We start from the raw sequence: 16270 nt of genomic DNA on the forward strand, positions 1-16270 counted from the left end.
CCGGCGGCACGCCTCACCCTCGCGCAGATGCGCCGCAGCGTCGGACGCCTCGCGTCCGCGGGCATCGCGATCACCATCGGCACCGCGTTCGTCGCGGCGACGCTGCTGGCCGGCAACGTCATCACGCGCACGACCTACGACCAGGTCGCGGCGGGCCTCGCCGACTCCGACCTGGTCGTCCTCGACGACAACGAGTCCCTGACGGACGCCGACGTCGAGGCCGTCCGGGGCGTCGAGGGCGTCGCCGCCGCCGACACCCAGGCCATGTCCTACACCGAGCTCAACCATGCCGGCACCTCGATCTTCCAGGGCATCGTCGGCACGGCGTCGGACGAGCGGCTCACCCCGCTCGAGCTGTCCGACGGCGCCTGGCCCGCCACTGCCGCCGAGATCGCGCTCCCCGCCGACGTCGCCGAGCGCCTCGGCGTCGGCCTCGGCGACGAGGTCGCGTCGTCCCGGTGGGTCGCGGGCGAGCCGGTCGTCGCCGACGACGGCAGCGAGACGTACGAGGGCGGGGAGGTCGTCGACAAGCTGACGGTCACCGGCCTCGTCGACGACCCGTACGCCGCCTACGGCGCGATGGGCGGCGCCGCCGTCGTGGCGCAGCAGACGCTCGCGCAGTGGCGCGCGGACGAGGCGGGGCCCGGCACCGAGCCGACCGCCGGCGCCGTGGTCGTCGCGCTCGACCCGTCGGCCGACGCCGACGCCGTCGACGAGGTGCGTGCCGCCCTCGCCGCCGCCGTCCCCGCGGCCACCGACGTCACCACGACCGAGGAGTACGCCGAGAAGTCGGTCGCCTCCATGTCGGGCGGCCAGGACATCATCTTCCTCGTCTTCGTCATGACGTTCGCCGCCGTGGCCCTCGTGGTCGCCGGCCTCGTCATCGCCAACACGTTCCAGGTGCTCGTCGCCCAGCGCGCCCGCACGCTCGCGCTGCTGCGCTGCGTCGGCGCGACGACGGGGCAGCTCTACCGCAGCGTGCTCCTCGAGGCGGCGATCCTCGGCACCGTCGCGTCCGTCGTCGGGATCGTCGTCGGCTCGGCGCTGGTCCAGGCCGGGCTCATGATCGCGCCGGCCTTCGACCTCGGCGTGCCGCTGCCCCCGGCCATCACCCTGAGCTGGCCCGTGTTCGTCGCGCCGCTCGCCGTCGGCATCGTCGTGACCCTCGTCGCCGCCCTCACCCCCGCCCTCGCGGCGGCCCGGGTGGCGCCGCTGGCAGCGCTCCGGCCGAGCGACGCGCCGACCCTGCAGAAGGGCGCCGGGCGCGTGCGCGCCGTCTTCGCCGTCCTGGCCACGGTGGGCGGCCTCGCGGTGCTCGGCCTGGGCGTCGCGCTCGGGCTGCGGGGCACCATCGACCTCGGCCTGCTGGCGGCCGTCGGCGGCGGCACCGTGTCGCTGATCGGCGTGATCGTCGGCTCCGTGTTCTGGCTGCCCAAGGTCACCGCGGGCATCGGCCGGCTGGTCGGCGCGACGGGCCCGTCCGCCCGGCTCGCGGCGGCGAACACCCTGCGCAACCCGCGGCGGACGGCGGCGACGTCGACCGCGCTGCTCATCGGCGTCACCCTCGTCGGCATGATGACGACGGGCGCGGCCAGCGCCCGCGTCTCCATGGACAACGAGCTCGATTCGCGGTACCCGGTCGACCTGGAGGTCGCGTCCACCACCTACGACGACGACGGCCAGCAGGCCGCCGTGCCGTCGGTCGTCACGAACGCCGTCGACGGCGTCCCCGGGCTGCGCGGCGTCACCGAGGTCACCTCGGTCACCGCGACGACCGCCGACGAGGACGGGCCGGTGGTGCCCGCGATCGCGGTGGCGCCCGACGCGCTGCGCGCCGTGGTGAACACCCCCGACGAGCTCGGGGACCTGCGGCCGGGCACGCTCGTGGTCCCGGACCAGGTCGCCACCAGCTACGGGCTCGAGGGGCTCGACGAGATCGAGCTGAAGGGCCCCGGCGGCACGACGACGCTCGACGTCGTCAGCAGCGACGTGCAGTACGCGTGGGCGTTCATGGTGCCGGAGGACCTCGCGGCCATCTACCCCGACCTGAGGCCCAACCTGGTCTGGGCCGGCGTGGAGGAGGGCGAGGACGTGGCCGGCACGGTCGCGGCGGTGCAGGACGCCGTGTCCACCACGGACGAGGTCGTGGAGGTGACCGGCGCGGTCGTCGAGCGGAACAGCTTCCAGCAGGTGATCGACGTGATCCTCGGGATCGTCGTGGGGCTGCTCGCCGTGGCGGTGCTCATCGCGCTGATCGGCGTGGCCAACACCCTGTCGCTGTCCGTCATCGAACGGACCCGCGAGAGCGCCATGCTCCGGGCCATCGGGCTCTCGAAGGGGCAGCTCCGGGCCACCCTCGCCATCGAGGGGATGCTCATCGCGGGGGTCGGCGCCGTGCTCGGCGTCCTGCTCGGCCTGCTGTACGGCTGGGCGGGCGCCGCGACCGCGCTGTCCGTGATGGGCGAGGTGCCGCTCGTGGTCCCGTGGACCGACATCGCGCTGGTGCTCGGCGTCGCCCTGGTCGCGGGGCTGGTCGCCTCGGTCGTGCCGGCGCGGGCCGCCGTGCGCACCCACCCCGTGGCGGCGCTCGCCGCGGAGTAGCGCCCGGCAGAGGACGGTCAGCACGCAGCAGCCGCGACGACCCGAGGAGAGATCCCGTGGACCCCCATCGTGTACCTCCCGTCGGGCCGGCCAGGCCGCGCGTGCTGACCGTCGGCCCCACCGTGCGCCTCACGTCGGCGCAGATGCGGCGCAGCCTCGGCCGGCTCGCCGCCGCGGGGCTCGCGGTGCTCATCAGCACCGCGTTCGTGGCGGCGACGCTGCAGGCCGGCACCGTCGTCACCCGCACCACCTACGACCAGGTGGCCGCGCAGTACGCGGAGGCGGACCTCGTGGTCTTCGACCGGGCGGGCACGATGACGCCCGCCGACGTCGACGCCGTACGCGCCGTCGACGGCGTCGCGGCCGCCGACGGGTTCCGCGGCACCTACGTGGAGCTCGCCCACGGCGGCCGGACGGTCCGCCAGTCGCTCGTCGCGGCGCCGTCCGACCCCCGGCTGACGCCGCTGGTGCTGGCCGACGGCGTCTGGCCGGACGGCCCGGACCACATCGCCCTCCCCGTGGACGTCGCGGAGCTGTTCGGCGTCGGCGTGGGCGACACCGTCTCGTCGACGCGCTGCCTGCGGGCCGGCAAGCACGCCCCGGGCAGCCCCGGCCTCGGTGAGCGCGGCGCCGAGTGCTACGGCGGCCAGGAGGCCGTCGAGACGCTCACGGTCTCGGGCCTGGTCGACGACCCCGACTCGGCGTACGCCGCGGGCGGCGGCGTCGCCGTCGTCACCCCGGCGGCGCTGGAGCGACAGCTCGCCGGGTCCGGCGCGGCGCCCGGCATGCGGACCGTCGTCGTCGCCCTCGACCGGCCCGGCGACGAGGCCGCCGTCGCAGAGGTCCGGGGCGCCCTCGCCGCGGACGTCCCGTCCGCCACCGGCGTCACCACCCCCGAGGAGTACGCCGAGGACGTGGTGGCGGGGATCTCCGGCGGCCAGAACATCGTCTACCTCGTGTTCGTCCTGGCCCTCGCCGCCGTGTCCCTGGTGGTCGCGGGCCTGGTCATCGCCAACACGTTCCAGGTGCTGGTGGCGCAGCGGTCGCACACCCTCGCCCTGCTGCGCTGCGTGGGTGCGGGCACCGGGCAGATCCACCGGAGCGTCCTGCTCGAGGCGGTGGTGCTCGGCACGGTCGCCTCGGTCGCGGGCATCGTCGTGGGCTCGCTGTTCGTGCAGGCGGGGCTCCTGGTCGCGCCGGCCTTCGACCTCGGGGTGGCGCTGCCGCGGACGATCCCCCTGACCGCGACGGCGTTCCTCGTGCCGCTCGCGGCCGGGCTGCTCGTCACCCTGGCCGCCGCGGTCGCGCCGGCGCGGGCGGCGTCGCGTGTCGCCCCGCTCGCCGCGCTGCGCCCGGCCGCCGGCCTCGACCCGGCCGGGACCGGCCGGGCCCGCGCGGTGTTCGCGGCGTTCGCCACCCTGGGCGGGCTCGCGGTGATGGCCGCCGGTGTGGCCCTCGGCAGGTCCGGCAGCATCGACACCGGGCTGTTCGCCGCGGTCCTGGGCGGCTCCGTGTCGCTCGTCGGCATCATCGTGGGATCCGTCTTCTGGCTGCCCCGCGTCGCCGCGGTCTTCGGGCGCCTGGCCGGCGCCGGGGGCGCCACGGCCCGCCTGGCCTCCGCCAACGCGCTGCGCAACCCCCGGCGGACGGTGGCGACCTCCACCGCCCTGCTCATCGGCGTCACCCTGGTCTCGATGATGACCACGGGCGCCGCCAGCGCTCGCCTCACCATGAACGACCAGCTCGACGCGCGGTTCCCGGTCGACCTGCGCGTCACCAGCACCGCGCACGACGCCGACGGCGCCGCGGCCGCCGTGCCCGCCGCCGTCACCGACGCCCTGGCCGGCGTGGACGGGCTGGGCGCCGTGGTCCCGGTGACGAACGCGTCGGCCCGCCGGGCGGACGGCGGCACACCGGTGCAGGTCGCCGCCGTCGACCCGGCGGACCTGCGGTCCGTCGCGAACACCCCCGCCGACGCCGACCGGCTGCGGCCGGGCACGATCGTCGTGCCGCAGCGGGCCGCCGAGCTGTACGACCTGGCGGGCGCCGACACGCTCGCGCTCACCGGTCCGGGCGGCCGGGTGACCCTCGACGTCGTGCACAGCGGCTCCCGCTCCGACCGCGCCTACCTGATGCCCCAGGACCTCGCGGCCTTCGCACCGGGCCTGGCCGCCGGCGAGGTGTGGGCGCAGGTCGACGACGACCGCGACGCCGCCGACGTCGTCTCCGCCGTGCAGGCCGCGGTCTCGACGACGGGGGAGACCGTCGGTGTCACCGGGACCGTCGTCGAACGGTCCGCCTACCAGCGGATGGTCGACGTGATCCTCGGGATCGTCGTCGGGCTGCTCACCGTCGCCGTGCTCATCGCGCTGGTCGGCGTGGCCAACACCCTGTCGCTCTCCGTCATCGAGCGCACGCGCGAGAACGCGGTGCTGCGGGCCATCGGGCTCTCGCGCGGCCAGCTCCGGGCCACGCTCGCCGTCGAGGGCGTGGTCATCGCGGGCGTCGGCGCGGTGCTCGGCATCGTGCTGGGCCTGGTGTACGGCTGGGTGGGCGCCACCACGGCCCTGTCCGTGCTCGGCCAGGTGCCGCTCGTCGTGCCGTGGACCGAGGTGGGGGTGGTCCTCGTCGTCGCGCTCGTCGCGGGGCTGCTCGCGTCGGTGGTGCCCGCCCGGGCCGCCGTCCGCACCCACCCGGTCGCGGCGCTCGCCGCCGAGTAACCCGTCAGGCGCCCGGGCGGACCAGGCCCGTCTCGTACGCCGTCACCACGGCCTGGACGCGGTCGCGCGCGTCGAGCTTCGCGAGGATGCGGCCGACGTGCGTCTTGACCGTCGCCTCCGCGACGAACAGGTCCGACGCGATCTCCGTGTTGGACCGGCCGCGCGCCATGAGCACCAGGACCTCGCGCTCGCGGCCCGTGAGGCCGGCCAGCGCCTCCTGGGGACCCGCCGCCTCCTCGGGCGGCAGCGCCGTGACCAGGCGCTCCATGAGCCGCCGTGTGGACGACGGCGCGATCACCGCGTCGCCCTGGTGCACCGTGCGGATCGCCGTGAGCAGCTCCTCCGGCTGGGCGTCCTTGAGCAGGAACCCGCTGGCCCCCGCCCGGATCGCGTCGAGCACGTACTCGTCGAGGTCGAACGTGGTGAGCACGACGACACGCGGGTCGCCCGCCGCGACACCGCCCTCGCCCAGCAGCGCCCGTGTTGCGGACAGCCCGTCCATCCCCGGCATGCGCACGTCCATCAGCACCACGTCGGACGCCGTCGCGGCGAGCAGGCGCAGCGCGTCGCGGCCGTCGTCGGCCTCGGCCACCACCCGCAGGTCGGGCTGGGAGTCGATCACCATCCGCAGCCCGGCGCGGACCAGCGGCTGGTCGTCGACCAGGGCGACCCGTACGGGCGTGGCGAGGGCGTCAGTCATCGTTCTCCTTCGGCGTGGTGCTCGGTTCGGTGGTGGGCGGGCCGGGTTCGGCGGGCTCCGCGGGGGTGGCCGGTTCGGGGGCCTCGGCCCGCGGGATCGGTACGACGAACCGGACCGAGAACCCGCCGCCCCCACGCGGCCCGGCCGTCAGCGTCCCGCCGAACATCTCGGCGCGCTCCCGCATCCCCAGCAGGCCGAACCCGGCCGCCGGCTGCGGTTCGGCCGCGTCGGTGGACCCGGCCGCCGCCAGCCCGCGGCCGTCGTCGTCCACGCGCAGCTCCACCTCGTCCTCGCCCCAGCGCAGCAGCAAGGTGACGGCGGGCCGGGGGCCGGCGTGCTTGCGAACGTTGGTGAGCGCCTCCTGGCACACCCGGAACAGCGTGAGCCCGACGCCGGGCGGCAGCCGCCGCTCCACGCCCACCCGCGCCCAGGAGACGCGCAGGCCGTCGGCCCGGGCCTGGTCCACGAGGTCGCGCAGGTCCGTGACGTCGGGCTGGGGGCGCAGGGGCGCCCCGCCGTCCGGGACCGCGACGACGGCCCCCGCGTCCCCGGCCCGGTCGGCACCGGGACCGAGCGTGGTGACGCCCGCGCCGGACGGCGGCCGGAGGCGGCTCGACGACGCGCCGTCCGGCGCCACCAGGCCCAGCGGGATGCCGCCGTCGTCCGGGCCCTCGCGGAGCACACCCAGCAGCCGGCGCATGTCGGCCAGCGCCGCGCGGCCGGTCTCGGCGATGGTGCCCAGCGAGCGCTGGGCGGCCGCCGGGTCGGCGGCCGCGGCGTACCGTCCGCCGTCGGCCTGCGCGATGACCACGGACAGGGAGTGGGCCACGATGTCGTGCATCTCGCGGGCGATGCGGGCCCGCTCGGCGGCGGTGGCGATCTGCGCCTGCTGGTCGCGCTCGATCTCGAGGCGCTCGGCGCGGTCGCGCAGCGCCTCCATCATGAGGCGGCGGGACCTGCGGACCAGGCCAAGGGCGAAGGCGGTGGCCAGCAGGGAGCCGGCCCCGATCATCGTGGGGATCCCGTGCGCGAGGCTGCTGCCGAAGTTGATCCAGCCCGAGATCCCGAGGGTCAGCACCCCGACGACCGCGGCGCCGCCGGCCGCCAGGTACGACCACCGGGGCCCGTACACGGTGACGCAGTACAGCGACACGAGCACGACGAGGTCCGCGGGCAGGACGACCGGCACCCCGAGGAACGTCATGTGCACCATGCAGGCGACGAAGACCAGGGCGCAGGAGATCACCGGACGGGTGCGGCACCACGGCATCGGGGCGAGCACGGCGGCCGAGATGATGATGGCCTGCGTGGTCGGCCCGGACGAGTACATGTCGGTCGAGGTGACCAGTGCGAGGAGCCCGAGCAGGACGGTCCACGTGAGGTCCACGAGGAACCTGTGCCGCTCCGTCCACCCCTGCCACCGCTCGTACCAACCCATGCAGGTCAGAGTAGGTGGAACCGTTGCGCCGGCGCGTCATACCGTGGTAGCACTTGCGCCATGACGGTGTCAGCCGAAAGGATTCGCTCCGACGGCTGTCAAGAGCCGTGACCGGGTAGCGCCAGAGCGTCGGTTATGCCCTACGATGGCGAAATGACTCACGTACTCCTAGCCGAGGACGACCCGGCCATTGCCGAGCCGTTGGCACGAGCGCTCTCCCGTGAGGGATACGACGTCGTCGTGCAAGGAACCGGCAAAGGTGCGATCGAGAGCTCGACCGGTGCGGACATCGTAGTTCTGGACCTGGGCCTTCCCGACATGGACGGGCTCGATGTCGCGCGCGAGATCAGGGCCAACGGCCTCACCGTGCCCGTGCTGGTGCTGACCGCCCGCGCCGACGAGGTCGACCTCGTCGTGGGCCTCGACGCCGGTGCCGACGACTACGTCACCAAGCCCTTCCGCCTGGCCGAGCTGCTCGCCCGCGTGCGGGCGCTGCTGCGCCGCTCGCACGGCGAGACGGGCGAGGAGGAGGAGCTGCACGCGCAGGACGTCCGTGTCGACGTCTCCGCGCACCGCGCCTTCCAGGGCGACCGCGAGCTGCACCTGACCACCAAGGAGTTCGACCTGCTGCGCGTCCTCGTGCAGAACGCCGGCTCCGTGGTCGTCCGGGACACGCTGATGCGCGACGTCTGGGGCTCCGACCCGGTCGGTTCCACCAAGACGCTGGACATGCACGTCTCGTGGCTGCGCCGCAAGCTCGGTGACGACGCGAACGCCCCGCGCTACGTCTCCACCGTGCGCGGTCTCGGCTTCCGTTTCGAGATCGGGGCGAGCTAGCCAGATGCGCGCCCGCGTACTGCAGGCGACGATCGCCGCGGTTGCGGTCGCGGTCCTGCTCCTGGGCATCCCGCTCGCGATCTTCGGTGCCCGCTACATCTACGGCCAGGAAGTTCAGCGGGTCGAGACCCGGGCGCAGGACCTGCTGGCGTCCTCCGTCAACTCCTACGAGCGCAACCGCTCCGCCGCCGAGGCCGGGTTCGTCGACCAGTCGGTCCTGGACCGGGCGGTGCAGCCTCAGGGCAACGACATCGTCGCCTACGTCACGGTGAACCAGCCGAACGGCGAGCAGCTCACCTCGGGCGAACCGATCGCCGGCGCCACGATCGAGCTGGGCGGCATCTCTCGGGAGCAGCCCGTCATGAGCGTGCTGGTCTCGGTCTCGGCCTGGCCGGCGTACATCAAGGCGATCAACGTCGTGGTGCTCGTCGTGTTCGGCAGCGTGGGGGCCTTCGCCGCCGGCGCCGTCACGGCGGCGTGGCAGGCCAACCGGCTGGCGCAACCGTTCGTCTACCTTGCCGCGTCGGCCGAACAGCTCGGCGCGGGACAGGTGCGTCCACGGCTGGATCCCTCCGGGGTGGAGGAGATCGACCTGGTGGCGGCGGAGCTGGCCCGTAGCTCGGACCGGCTCGCGGCGCGCCTCGCCGTGGAGCGGCAGTTCACGTCCGACGCCTCGCACCAGCTCCGCACGCCGCTGACGGCGCTGACGATGCGCCTGGAGGAGATCACGCTCACCTCCAGCGAGCCCGAGGTGCAGGAGGAAGCCCGGATCTCGCTCGAACAGGTGGAACGCCTGGTCGGCGTGGTCGACGACCTGCTCGCCCGCTCCCGGCGCGCGCAGGGCGGCACCACCGAGTCGGTGGACGTCGCCGTCGTCTTCCTCCAGCAGGAGGAGGAGTGGCGCGAGTCCTTCGAGCGGGCCGGCCGCCACCTGAACGTCGAGGACTCGGGCGGCGCCCGCGTGCTGGCGACCCCGGGTGCGCTCGCCCAGGTGCTGTCCACCCTGCTGGAGAACTCGCTCAAGCACGGCGGCGGCACCACGACCCTCCGGATCCGCGAGGGGCAGCGCGGCGCCATGGCCGTCGAGGTCACGGACGAGGGCGACGGCGTGCCCGAGGACATGCAGGGCAAGATCTTCGAGCGCGGCGTCACGTCCGGCGCGGGGACGGGCCTGGGCCTCGCCCTGGCGCGCGACCTCGTCGCGGCCGACGGCGGCAACCTGCAGCTCACGCAGCGCACCCCGCCGGTGTTCTCGGTGTTCCTCTCGGGCGTGCCGAAGACCCTCGACCCGCACCAGGTGCTGCCGGTCGGGTCGAAGATCTCCACCCTCGGTCAGAAGAAGGTGCGCGGCCGCCGGTAGGCTTCACCGACGTGAGTGCAACAGAGACCCGTCAGTCCGGCCCGCCCGTCGTCGCCGTCGTCGGAGGCGGGCAGCTCGCCCGCATGATGGCCCCCGCCGCCGGTGAGCTGGGTATCCGGCTCCGCGTCCTGGTGGAGGACCCGGCGTCGTCCGCGGCGCAGGTCGTCACCGACGCCCCGGTGGGCGTCGCGTCCGACGAGGCCGCGATCCGGTCCCTGATCGCGCCGGACGGCGACCGCGCCGCCGCCGTCCTCACCTTCGAGCACGAGCACGTGCCGAACGCGCTGCTCACGGACCTGATCGAGCACGGGACGCCCGTGCGGCCCGGCCCGCACGCGCTGGTGCAGGCGCAGGACAAGATCGTGATGCGGCAGCGGCTCACCGAGCTCGGCGTGCCGTGCCCGCGGTGGGCGCCGCTCCCGGCGTCGTCCCCCGAGGAGGGGAGGGCCGCCCTGGCGGCCTTCCTGACGGAGGTGGGCGGCAGCGCCGTGGTGAAGACCTCCCGCGGTGGTTACGACGGCAAGGGCGTGCGCGTGGTCACCTCGCCGGACGACGTCGCCGACTGGTTCGCGGCCGTGGCCGACGGCGGCCCGCAGCTCCTGGTCGAGGAGAAGGTGCCGTTCACGCGCGAGCTGGCGGCGCTGGTGGCCCGGCGTCCGTCGGGCGAGGTGCGGCCCTGGCCCGTCGTGGAGTCGATCCAGCGCGACGGCGTCTGCTCCGAGGTGATCGCCCCCGCGCCCGGCCTGTCCGCCGGCCTCGACGCCCGGGCCCGCGAGATCGCGGCGACCGTGGCCGAGGGCCTGGACGTGACCGGCGTGCTGGCCGTCGAGCTGTTCGAGGTGCCCGGCCCGGACGGGGCGCCGACGGTACTGGTCAACGAGCTCGCGATGCGCCCGCACAACAGCGGGCACTGGACCATCGACGGCGCCGTGACCAGCCAGTTCGAGCAGCACCTGCGCGCCGTCCTGGACCTGCCGCTGGGCGCCGCCGAGCCGACGGCCACCTGGACCGTCATGGCCAACGTGCTGGGTTCCACGCTGGACGAGCTCACCGACGCGCTGCCGGACGTGCTCGCCGCGTTCCCCGAGGCGCGCGTCAACCTGTACGGCAAGGGCATTCGCCCCGGCCGCAAGCTGGGTCACGTGAACGTGAGCGGCGACGACCTGGACGAGGTGCGCCGCCGGGCCGTCGCGGCCGCGGCGCTGCTGCGCGGCGAGAACATCTCCGAGGAAGAGGCGAGCGCATGAGCACCAACCCGCAGGTCGGCATCGTGATGGGGTCCGACTCCGACTGGCCCGTCATGCAGGCGGCGGCCGAGGCGCTGGGCGAGTTCGGCGTGCCGGTCGAGGTCGACGTGGTCTCCGCGCACCGCATGCCCACCGAGATGATCGACTACGGGCGGCAGGCCGCCGGCCGCGGGCTGCGCGTGATCATCGCGGGCGCGGGCGGGGCCGCGCACCTGCCCGGCATGCTGGCGTCGGTGACGCCGCTGCCCGTGATCGGGGTGCCGGTGCCGCTGAAGTACCTCGACGGCATGGACTCGCTGCTCTCCATCGTGCAGATGCCGGCGGGCGTGCCGGTCGCGACGGTGTCGATCGGCGGGGCACGGAACGCGGGCCTGCTCGCGGCGCGGATCCTCGCGTCCGGCGCGGGCGACGAGGCCGCGGCGCTGCGCGCGCGCATGGAGGCGTTCCAGGAGGAGCTGAGCAAGGTGGCGCACGCCAAGGGCGAGAAGCTGCGCGCCCAGCTCTGATCCGGCTCGCCCCCGAACGCGTCAGACGCCCAGGCCCCTCGAGGGACCTGGGCGTCTGACGCGTTGCGGGGCGGGTGCGGGTCAGGAGCCCGGCACGCCGCCGATCTTCTCGCCCGCCGCGTACTTGCCGTCGCGGACCTTGGCCCAGAACTCGCCGGTCTGGTTCTCGTCCAGCAGCACGGCGGAGGCGCCCGACGGCGTCCGGTAGTTGATCGTCGCGATCGGCGGGGTGCCGGTCACGCCGTCGTCGCCGTTCGCGGACCGGAAGGCCAGCCCGAGCATCGCGATGTCGATGATCCCCGTGTCGGTGTCGGTCACCACGGCCGCCAGGCCGGCGTCCGCGAGCCCCACCTGGGAGGCCGGGTTGAGCAGCACGCCCGGGTCGGCGACCTTCTTGCCGATCTGCGCGATGACCTGCTGCTGACGCTCCGCGCGGCCGATGTCGCCCTTCGGGTCGGAGTAGCGCATGCGGGAGAACGCGAGGGCGGTCTTGCCGTCCGCGACGTGGCAGCCCTTCTCCCACTTGAGCTTCGACTTCACGTCGTGCACGTCATCGGGGTAGCACAGCCGCACCCCGCCGACGGCGTCCACGACGCCCGAGACGCCGCCGAAGCCCACCTCGACGTAGTGGTCGACGGTGAGGCCGCTGAGCTGCTCCACGGCCTGGACCAGCATCGGCGCGCCGCCGTAGGAGTACGCGGCGTTGATCTTGTTGCTACCCGAGCCGTCGGGCATCTCCGCGAACGTGTCGCGGGGGATCGAGATGAGCGCCACCGGACCCGACCGCGGCTTGTGCAGCAGCATGATCGTGTCGGTGCGGGCACCGCTCGTGGAGTCGTCGATGCCGCCGCTGCCGCGCGCGTCCGAGCCGGCGAGCAGGTAGGTGGTGCCCGGGGTGTTGTCCGCGCCGGACAGCGCCTCGACGTGCTGGATCTTGCCGTTGGCCCAGATCAGCAGGCCGATCGGCCACGCGAGGACCGCGAGGAGCACGAGCACCGCGATGACGCCGGCCACGCGGCCCTTGCGGATGCGGATGTTGCTGCCGCCCCGGCCGCCGCGCCCGCCCGAGGCGAGCGCGCCCTGCTGCGGGTAGCCGCCGCCCCGGCCGTTGCCGCCGGCGGCGGGACGGGGCGCGCTGCGCACCGGCGTCGGGCGCACGGGCCCGGCGCTCGCCCGGACCGGGCGGCCCGGCGGGATGGCCTGCGGCGGCTGGCCGCCGTTGCTCGGCGGCGCCGACCGCGGCGGGATGGATCTCGGCACCTGCCCGGCGGACTCGCTGCGCGCGGGCAGCCCCGACCTTCGTGGTGGAACGGGCGGGGGATTCGTCCCCCTGCGCTCGCCGGACACCGGTACCTCCCGTGAAGACTGTCGACGGATACGTGGTTCGTAGCGCGCCTCGTCGGAGCCTTCCGGCCGTCCGATGCGGTGGGCGCCACCGACGCCGGGAACCCCGACGCCGGGCGTCTCCGCATTAGCGGGTCCGCCCTGCTGCTGCTTGCTCGACGCCGCACCGGGGACGGTGCGCGGGCGCTCGCCCGTGTCACCGACCGGGATGGCGTCGTCGGCGCCCGGACGTCCGCTCGCGCCCTGGGGCGTGAAGCTGGGCGGGATCCGGACACGCGTGACGTCGTCGTCGGCCTGCGGGGCCGAACGGTTCGACGTTCTGGGATCTGACATGGGCTCAGCCGCAGACCTTGGTGGTGTCGGCGCCGGTGAAGGCCTCTTCACCGGCCTGCTTGATGTCGGTCGACTCCGGCGTGGGCTCCGCCCCGGAGCCGTCGCCGGCCTCTGTTCCGGCGTCGGTCCCGGTCCCGGTGCCCGCGTCGGTCTCCGTGCTCTCCTCGCCCGTCGCCGTACCGTCGTCCGTCGCGGACCCTGAGGGGTCCGCGGACGGGGCGTCCGGGTCGCTGTCGACCGGCCGGTCGTGCTTGAGGTTGTCCCACAGCTGTACGGCGTCGTCCGTCCATACGACGTTAGCCGCGTTGTACGGGTCGTACTCGTTGGGGACGGTCATGAACGTGATCGTGTCAGGCCGCACGTTCCGCATGGAGTAGGCCAACCCGGCGAGTCCGTCGATGCTGGCCAGCTCCTCGTTCATGGTGAGCGAGCCGGTGACCGCCTTGAGGAACTTGAGCGTCTTGGACGGGTTGGTCAGCACGTCCTGGCTCAGCACCTTGCGGGCGAGGGAGGCCATGACCTCCTGCTGGCGGCCGATGCGGCCGAGGTCGGAACCGTCGCCGAGCCCGTCACCCTTGCGCGCCCGGGCGTAGTCGAGGGCCTTCTGCCCCTGGAGCGTGTGGGTGCCGGGCGAGAGCGAGAGGTGGTTCGCGTCGGCGGAGTAGATCTCCTCCTCGACGCAGACCTCGACACCGCCCACGGCGTCGACCATCGCGGAGAAGCCGGCGAAGTCCGCGACGATGAACCCGTCCATGTACACGCCGGTGAGCTCTTCGATCGTCTTGACGGTGCACAGGGCGCCGTCGGCGACCGTCCCGCCGACCTGCACGCCCTGCGAGAACGCGGCGTTGAACTTCTTGCCGTACAGCTCGGCCGTGGTCGCGCCGTCGGCCGTGGTGCAGCTCGGGACGTCCACCGTGGTGTCGCGGGGGATCGAGATCATCTCGACCCGCGACCGGTCGCCCGAGATGTGCATGACGACGGTCGTGTCCGAGCGGGCGCCGATCTCCCCGCCACCCGCCAGCGCGTCGTTGTCCCCGCTGCGCGAGTCGCTGCCCATGACCACGATGTTCAGCGGGGTGCCCGCGTTCGGGTCCTTCGGGAGCACCTGCTTGGGCCGGTTCGTGCCCAGTGCCGCCATGTCGGCGGTCTCGATGTTCCCGGTCAGCTGGGTCACCGCGGTGGCACCGCCGGCCACGGCCAGCGACAGGACCGCGACGACCACCATGGCGATCGCGCGGGACACGCTGCTCAGCTGTCCCAGCGTCCGGGCATGGGACGGTCCCCGGGAGGGGTTCGTCGCACCAGAGGCGCTGAAGTCGGGAAATGTCACGGCCACCGATCCTAGAGGCTGCATGTTGCACGGCGGCGCACCGCCCGGGGGTGGACCGTAGAGGGTTCGTGGAGAAGCCCTGGCCCGATCGGCCTGGGCCCTTTTCGACCGGTCCGTACCCGGTGGTGGCCCGGGAAGTCCTGTGGTCCGGGCTTTGCCCGGTTCAGTCGATGCGTTCGCTGCCGCGCAGGCGCGCGAGCCGGCCGGCGTCCGCCTCCAGCGCGGCGGCCGTGGCGGACGACGTGAGCACCACCGACCCGCCGCCCGCCCAGCTGCCGAGCAGGTCGCGCAGCACGTCGGCGACGGGCCCGCGTCCGTCGACGAGCACGCGCGCCCCGTCGCCGGGCTCCGGGACCAGCACCTTGTGCCCGACGGCGCCCGCGGCGGTCACCAGCGCGTCCTGGTCGGGGTCCACCTCGGGCACCCAGGCGATCGTGTCGCCGTAGGTCATCACCGCGGACGCCGCGTCGATGGCGCCGGGCGGCAGGTCACCGTCGTACCGGCGGGCGAGCGCGGGCAGGGAGACGACGACGAGGTCCGCCCCGCCGTCCGCCCACCGCTCCGGCGTGTCGGTGACCACGACGTCCGGCCGGGCCACGCCGGCGTCGGGCAGGGCGACCGTGGCACCCGTCCGCCAGGCGGCCAGCGCCCAGACGGCGGCGCGCCAGTGCACGGGCAGGTCGACGACGACGGTGGTGCCGGGCGCGGCGTCGAACTCCTCGACGAGCAGGTTGACCGTCTTGCTGGCCCAGTTGGCGAGGACGGCGCCGGAGAGCTCGACCCGTTCACCGTCGTCGCCGTACCAGGTGAGGCGCGGCCGGCCGCCGTCGGCGGCGAGGCGGGCCAGGAGCGAGGCGACGTCGGGCACGGAGCCGCCGGTGCGGGGCGCGATCTGCATGCCGCCAGCCTAGGTGTGAACAGTGGGGGAGGACGTGGGGCGACCCCGTGCGCGGGGTGGCGGGTGTGTGCGCGTGCTGCGTGCGTGCCGCGCCCCCGGCCGCATGTCGGACACGTGCGTCATTTCGCGACCGGATCGTTCTCGCGGCCGTCCGCCGGTTGGTTCGCCGGCCATTGTCCGCAGGGGCCCGGAAGGGCACTCCGGCGTGTCGGCACGCCGGGGGTTTCGCCGGTCGGAAAAGCGCCCGGCGAGTGAGACGTGCGCCACGACCTGCGGAAGGACTCGTGAATTACCCGTGGAACCCGTGGGCGATAGCACATTTCCGCTTGACGACTCCAGGCGACACGCGTGTAATTCCATGTATGCAGTTTTCGTAGCGAATACGCAACGGGGCCTGAAACTGCAGGTCTGGCCAGTCAGGCTTGATGGGTCGGTCGATCACACGATCTACCGGCCAGGCCTCGGGGCACGGACACGGCATGGAGGGGCACGTCATGTGGAACATGCTGGAATCGGACGTGGAGTTCCCGACTGACGCCGAGAGCGAGGTGGCACCGGTGGCACCGGTCCTGCCCCTCTTCGGCGAGCTGTATCTGCTGACCGAGCCGGATGATTCCCTGCTCGGCTGGCAGGAGCGCGCCCTGTGCGCGCAGACCGACCCGGAGGCCTTCTTCCCGGAGAAGGGCGGGTCCACCCGCGAGGCCAAGAAGGTCTGCTCCGGCTGCGAGGTGCGGGCGGAGTGCCTGGACTACGCGCTGGAGAACGACGAGCGGTTCGGCATCTGGGGCGGTCTCTCGGAGCGGGAGCGCCGCAAGCTCAAGCGCCGCGCCGTCTGAGCCGGAGGTGCAGCGCAGGGTGCGGGCCGAGGTACGAGGCACGCGCCCGTAGCGGAACCGCAGGCTCAGACGGCAAAAAACAGAGTCTGAGCCCGTGACGCGGACGCGAGACCGTGC

General features: G+C 74.1%; 12 protein-coding genes. 7 read left to right on the forward strand and 5 right to left on the reverse strand.

Going from position 1 to position 16270, the window contains the following annotated elements; all coding sequences use genetic code 11:
• The first annotated feature begins 27 nt into the window (after positions 1-27).
• Both ACIPN7_RS16730 and ACIPN7_RS16735 read left to right on the forward strand, forming a co-directional pair.
• Positions 28-2601, forward strand: coding sequence for an ABC transporter permease (locus tag ACIPN7_RS16730; RefSeq protein WP_400544331.1), 2574 nt, complete (start codon positions 28-30; stop codon positions 2599-2601).
• Between the two features lie 56 nt (positions 2602-2657).
• Positions 2658-5321: an ABC transporter permease gene (locus ACIPN7_RS16735; protein WP_400544333.1), complete on the forward strand. Its 2664-nt coding sequence runs from the start codon at positions 2658-2660 to the stop codon at positions 5319-5321.
• A gap of 4 nt (positions 5322-5325) precedes the next feature.
• Here ACIPN7_RS16735 and ACIPN7_RS16740 read toward each other — a convergent pair whose 3' ends face one another.
• Positions 5326-6021 carry a response regulator gene (locus ACIPN7_RS16740; RefSeq protein WP_400544335.1) on the reverse strand — a complete coding sequence of 232 codons (696 nt, stop codon included), beginning with the start codon at positions 6019-6021 and terminating at the stop codon, positions 5326-5328.
• Positions 6014-7459, reverse strand: a complete 1446-nt coding sequence (locus ACIPN7_RS16745) for a sensor histidine kinase (protein ID WP_400544336.1) — start codon at positions 7457-7459, stop codon at positions 6014-6016. The genes ACIPN7_RS16740 and ACIPN7_RS16745 overlap by 8 nt, the downstream gene beginning before the upstream one ends.
• A gap of 153 nt (positions 7460-7612) precedes the next feature.
• On the opposite strand from ACIPN7_RS16745, the gene ACIPN7_RS16750 reads away from it, so the two are divergent.
• The 4 genes from ACIPN7_RS16750 to purE are packed head-to-tail and all read left to right on the forward strand — an operon-like array spanning position 7613 to position 11409.
• Positions 7613-8296, forward strand: a complete 684-nt coding sequence (locus ACIPN7_RS16750; RefSeq protein ID WP_026366105.1) for a response regulator transcription factor — start codon at positions 7613-7615, stop codon at positions 8294-8296.
• A gap of 4 nt (positions 8297-8300) precedes the next feature.
• A complete protein-coding gene (locus tag ACIPN7_RS16755; protein ID WP_400544340.1) occupies positions 8301-9656 on the forward strand; it encodes a sensor histidine kinase in 1356 nt (451 codons plus the stop codon).
• 11 nt (positions 9657-9667) lie between these two features.
• Positions 9668-10903: a 5-(carboxyamino)imidazole ribonucleotide synthase gene (locus ACIPN7_RS16760; protein ID WP_400544342.1), complete on the forward strand. Its 1236-nt coding sequence runs from the start codon at positions 9668-9670 to the stop codon at positions 10901-10903.
• Complete coding sequence (gene purE / locus ACIPN7_RS16765; RefSeq protein ID WP_400544345.1) at positions 10900-11409, forward strand: 5-(carboxyamino)imidazole ribonucleotide mutase; 510 nt, start codon at positions 10900-10902, stop codon at positions 11407-11409. The genes ACIPN7_RS16760 and purE overlap by 4 nt, the downstream gene beginning before the upstream one ends.
• An 81-nt stretch (positions 11410-11490) precedes the next feature.
• Here the strand turns inward: purE and ACIPN7_RS16770 are convergent, their stop codons facing one another.
• The 3 genes from ACIPN7_RS16770 to ACIPN7_RS16780 form a co-directional block, all read right to left on the reverse strand.
• The gene (locus ACIPN7_RS16770; protein ID WP_400544348.1) at positions 11491-13086 is read right to left on the reverse strand and encodes an LCP family protein; all 1596 of its coding nucleotides are present in this window, start codon (positions 13084-13086) and stop codon (positions 11491-11493) included.
• A 4-nt stretch (positions 13087-13090) separates the two neighbouring features.
• Positions 13091-14419, reverse strand: coding sequence for an LCP family protein (locus tag ACIPN7_RS16775; protein ID WP_400544351.1), 1329 nt, complete (start codon positions 14417-14419; stop codon positions 13091-13093).
• 163 nt (positions 14420-14582) lie between these two features.
• A complete protein-coding gene (locus ACIPN7_RS16780; RefSeq protein WP_400544354.1) occupies positions 14583-15317 on the reverse strand; it encodes a TIGR03089 family protein in 735 nt (244 codons plus the stop codon).
• A gap of 494 nt (positions 15318-15811) precedes the next feature.
• Here ACIPN7_RS16780 and ACIPN7_RS16785 point away from each other — a divergent pair, with 494 nt between their 5' ends.
• Positions 15812-16153, forward strand: coding sequence for a WhiB family transcriptional regulator (locus ACIPN7_RS16785; RefSeq protein WP_400544415.1), 342 nt, complete (start codon positions 15812-15814; stop codon positions 16151-16153).
• Positions 16154-16270 lie beyond the last annotated feature (117 nt).

The sequence above is a fragment of the Promicromonospora sp. NPDC090134 genome (genome assembly GCF_044746965.1).
Classification (GTDB): Bacteria; Actinomycetota; Actinomycetes; order Actinomycetales; family Cellulomonadaceae; genus Promicromonospora.